Here is a 3,659-nt window from a genome sequence, read left to right on the forward strand (position 1 = left end):
GGAAATGCTAACATTCAGGTGTTTTAAAACATCAATCGGATAAAAATGGATTATCAAATTTAGAACCATTCTCGTAATAAGAAACCAATGGCCATCGAGTTTAGATTCGGACTTAATTTTGAATTTTGGGATCAGCTCTTGAATAAAGGTGAAGTGAAATAACTCGAAAAAGAAAAAGGGTAATAATTCACCACACCTTAAAACATCATAGTTTCCCGATTATAGGAATTATTCTCTTCTGTTTTTCTAAATTACGTTCCGCATTCCCAGCCGCTCATGTAGCATTCCTGTGTAGGCGTTAGTTCGTCGATGGTTATGCCCATTGACTTAAGTTTCATTTTTGCCACAAAAGTATCAAGTTCCAGAGGTACTTTGTGGACTCCGTTAGAAAGCTTGTTTTCGGCAATATAACGCACACAGAGAGCCTGGTTTGCAAAACTCATATCCATGACTTCGGCAGGGTGACCGTCACCGGCAGCAAGGTTAACCAGTCTGCCTTCGGCTATGACATTGATGCGCCTGTCGCCGAGATCATATTCCTTTATGTTATGTCTTACGGTTCGGGTAGATTTGGCAAGGGAGGCAAGGGCTTCCATATCGATTTCCACATTGAAGTGGCCGGAATTTGCAAGGATTGCTCCGTCAGGCATGGACTTGAAATGTTCGGCTGTGAGGATATCGCGGTTTCCGGTGGTGGTCACAAAGAGTTCTCCTAATTTTGCAGCATCTGCCATCTTCATGACCCTGTACCCGTCCATCTTGGCTTCAAGGGCTCTTATAGGATCGACTTCGGTAACAATTACATTTGCTCCAAGGCCTGAAGCACGCATTGCAACTCCGCGACCGCACCAGCCGTAGCCTGCAACAACAACGTTTTTGCCTGCTACCAGGAGGCTTGTGGGCCTGGTAAGCCCGTCCCAGGCTGACTGGCCTGTCCCGTAGCGGTTGTCAAAAAGGTATTTTGTCATGGCGTCGTTTACTGCAATTACCGGCATTTTCAGGGCTCCTTCCTTTTCCATCGCATGAAGCCTGTGAACACCGGTTGTTGTCTCTTCGCAGCCGCCAAGGATATTCGGAAGCAGGTCGGTCCTTTCTGTATGCAATTTAAATATAAGGTCTGCTCCGTCATCGATTGTGATATCGGGTTTTATGTCAAGGACCCGGTCGATTGCCTCGTAATATTCCTGGCTTTCGACTCCGTATCTTGCAAAGCAGCTTATATTCTTGCGGGTATCGAGGGCAAGGGAAACGTCGTCCTGCGTGCTGAGAGGGTTGCAGCCGGTAATTGATACCTCTGCACCGCCTGCAGCGAGGGTCTCTACAAGGACTGCGGTTTTTGCTTCCACGTGCAGGGCCATTCCTACCTTCAGCCCTTTAAGGGGTTTTTCCTCCTCGAATTTTTCCCTTACGATGGCAAGTACAGGCATATGATTTCTTGCCCAGTCCATCTTCATGTTTCCGGATTCTATGAGTTCTTTTTCGGTCATATTGATCCCGTAATATCAAATATACAATTGAGTTCGATCTTTATTCTAGCTTTAAACATAAGTGTTTATCTTTTACTCACTCAGTTTATTAATTCAGTTTATTAATTCAGTTTATTAATTTAGTTTATTAATTCAGTTTATTAATTCAAGCTCTATAGCAGAACATTTTTGATATAATTATTTTATTATAAGTGGCATTTTCAGGCGTTTACCCTTGCAACAAGCTCTTTTGCGGCTTCTTGAGCCTCTTCCATTACCTTCTGCTCGTCCAGGGCCAGAACCCTGTAATCGTCCATAAGGACTTTTCCATCTACAATTGTTGTCCTGACATCGCTTCCTTTTGCGGAGTATACCAGGTGAGAGGGAACATCAAAGCAAGGGGTAAGATGCGGTTTTTTCATGTCTACCACAATAAGGTCCGCTTTCATTCCGACTTTCAACATGCCGGTTTCCGTTCCAAGGGCTTTTGCACCGTTTACCGTACCCATTTGAAGCACCTGCTGCGCAGGAAGGGCAGTAGGGTTGAAAGTATTGACTTTATGCAGAAGAGCAGCCGTTTTCATCTCCTCAAAAAGGTCAAGGTTATTGTTTGAGGCACAGCCGTCAGTGCCAAGACTTACATTAACTCCTTTTTCAAGCATCTTGTTTACAGGAGCAATTCCTGAAGCTAGTTTCATGTTACTTATTACATTATGGGAAACGTTCACTCCTCTCTTCCTCAGAATTTCTATGTCGCCGTCGGAAAGCCAGACACAGTGAGCAGCAAGCACATCCGGCCCTAAAAACCCTATATCTTCCAAGAGATGCACCGAGCATTTTCCGTACCTTTCTTTCATAGCCAGGAGTTCGGCTTCGGTTTCAAGGACATGAATATGGATTCCAGCACCATCCTTGTTAGCTTCTTCCCTTACCTTTGCAAGAAATTCCTCAGAGCATGTATTCGGAGCATGAGGCCCGTACATCGTTTTTATCCTGCCATCGGCTGCTCCCTGCCATGCCCGAACAAAGCGCTTCCCTTCCTTAAGGTCGGCTTCTCCTTTTTCTTCGTTCCAGAGTTCTATGAGCCCGTGACAGAGTGAAGCCCGAAGTCCTGATGCCTCAACAGCTTTTGCAGTCTCGTCCATGTAAAAGTACATATCCGCAAAAGAGGTGGTGCCTGACTTTATCATTTCCAGACAGGCAAGCAGACTGCCTTTATAGACATCTTCTGCGGTCAGCTTTGCCTCAGCAGGCCAGATGTGCCCTTCAAGCCAATCGGCAAGCTGTAAATCATCGGCATAACCCCTGAAGAACGTCATTGCGGCGTGAGTATGCGTATTTACAAGCCCTGGCATTACTACCGAATGTTTTGCATCAATTACGGTCTCGGCACTTTCGCTGGTCTTTTCCCCGATCTCCGTAATCTTTCCGTCTTCAATGACAACAGTCCCGTTTTTGATGTCTCCCGCATCAGGGTCCATAGTCAGAACGTAAGCATTTTTTACAATTATGTCAGCCATATAATCAGATCCGTCAGGTAATGAACTGAAGCTGTTAGACTATTCTGAATTTAAGAATACTGTCCAAATTTAAGAAATACTGGACTTAACAGGTAACTGGGATTAAAAGGTATTGGAATTAAGAGGTTATACTAAAAAAAGTTGTCCTGAGAATTATGTTAAAATCTTGAGAAGAAGAAATAATGAGTTCTTGAGGAAACAGGAGTTTTATTGAAAAAACGACATGATATTCTTCGAATAATATGCTTAAATAAAATATAAAATATGAAATGTGAAATGTGAAATATGAAATAGACCTCTAGTTACGTTAACCTGCCGAATTTAGGTAAAACAAGTTCAAATTTGGAGTACAGTAGTAGGTCAACTGTATACGATAACTGCAACTGCCTTTGCTATTCTCTCTCAAACATCCTCCCAGTCACCTTCTTCTCCTTCATGCAGATATCTAGCTTTAAGGGTTTCACTTGCCAGAAAATCCAATCCCTCTTTTGTTTCCCACACAAAAATATCTTCTCCTGCGAACATTCAACAGGCTTCAGTCTCCGATAAAAGAAATTATATTCTAACTTGACATTGTCAAATTAACCCATAATTGCTGGTATGGGACCCTACTTCCATTCAAATTCACTTCCTCTTGAATCTTTTTACCTTCCTATTTTTGTTTCTTCTATTT

3 protein-coding genes are annotated in these 3,659 nt (G+C 43.1%); all 3 read right to left on the reverse strand.

From position 1 onward, the window contains the following. Nucleotides 1–251 precede the first annotated feature (251 nt). Complete coding sequence (locus ASJ81_RS10005; RefSeq protein WP_095644340.1) at nucleotides 252–1,487, reverse strand: adenosylhomocysteinase; 1,236 nt, start codon at nucleotides 1,485–1,487, stop codon at nucleotides 252–254. Between the two features lie 200 nt (nucleotides 1,488–1,687). Next, on the reverse strand, nucleotides 1,688–2,986 hold the full coding sequence (locus ASJ81_RS10010; protein WP_095644341.1) for an amidohydrolase family protein: 1,299 nt from the start codon (nucleotides 2,984–2,986) through the stop codon (nucleotides 1,688–1,690). Nucleotides 2,987–3,388: 402 nt separating this feature from the next. Continuing rightward, nucleotides 3,389–3,511 (reverse strand): hypothetical protein, encoded by a 123-nt coding sequence (locus ASJ81_RS24205; RefSeq protein WP_275112551.1) that lies wholly within the window; start codon nucleotides 3,509–3,511, stop codon nucleotides 3,389–3,391. Nucleotides 3,512–3,659 lie beyond the last annotated feature (148 nt).

This window comes from Methanosarcina spelaei (assembly GCF_002287235.1).
GTDB classification, from domain to species: Archaea; Halobacteriota; Methanosarcinia; order Methanosarcinales; family Methanosarcinaceae; genus Methanosarcina; species Methanosarcina spelaei.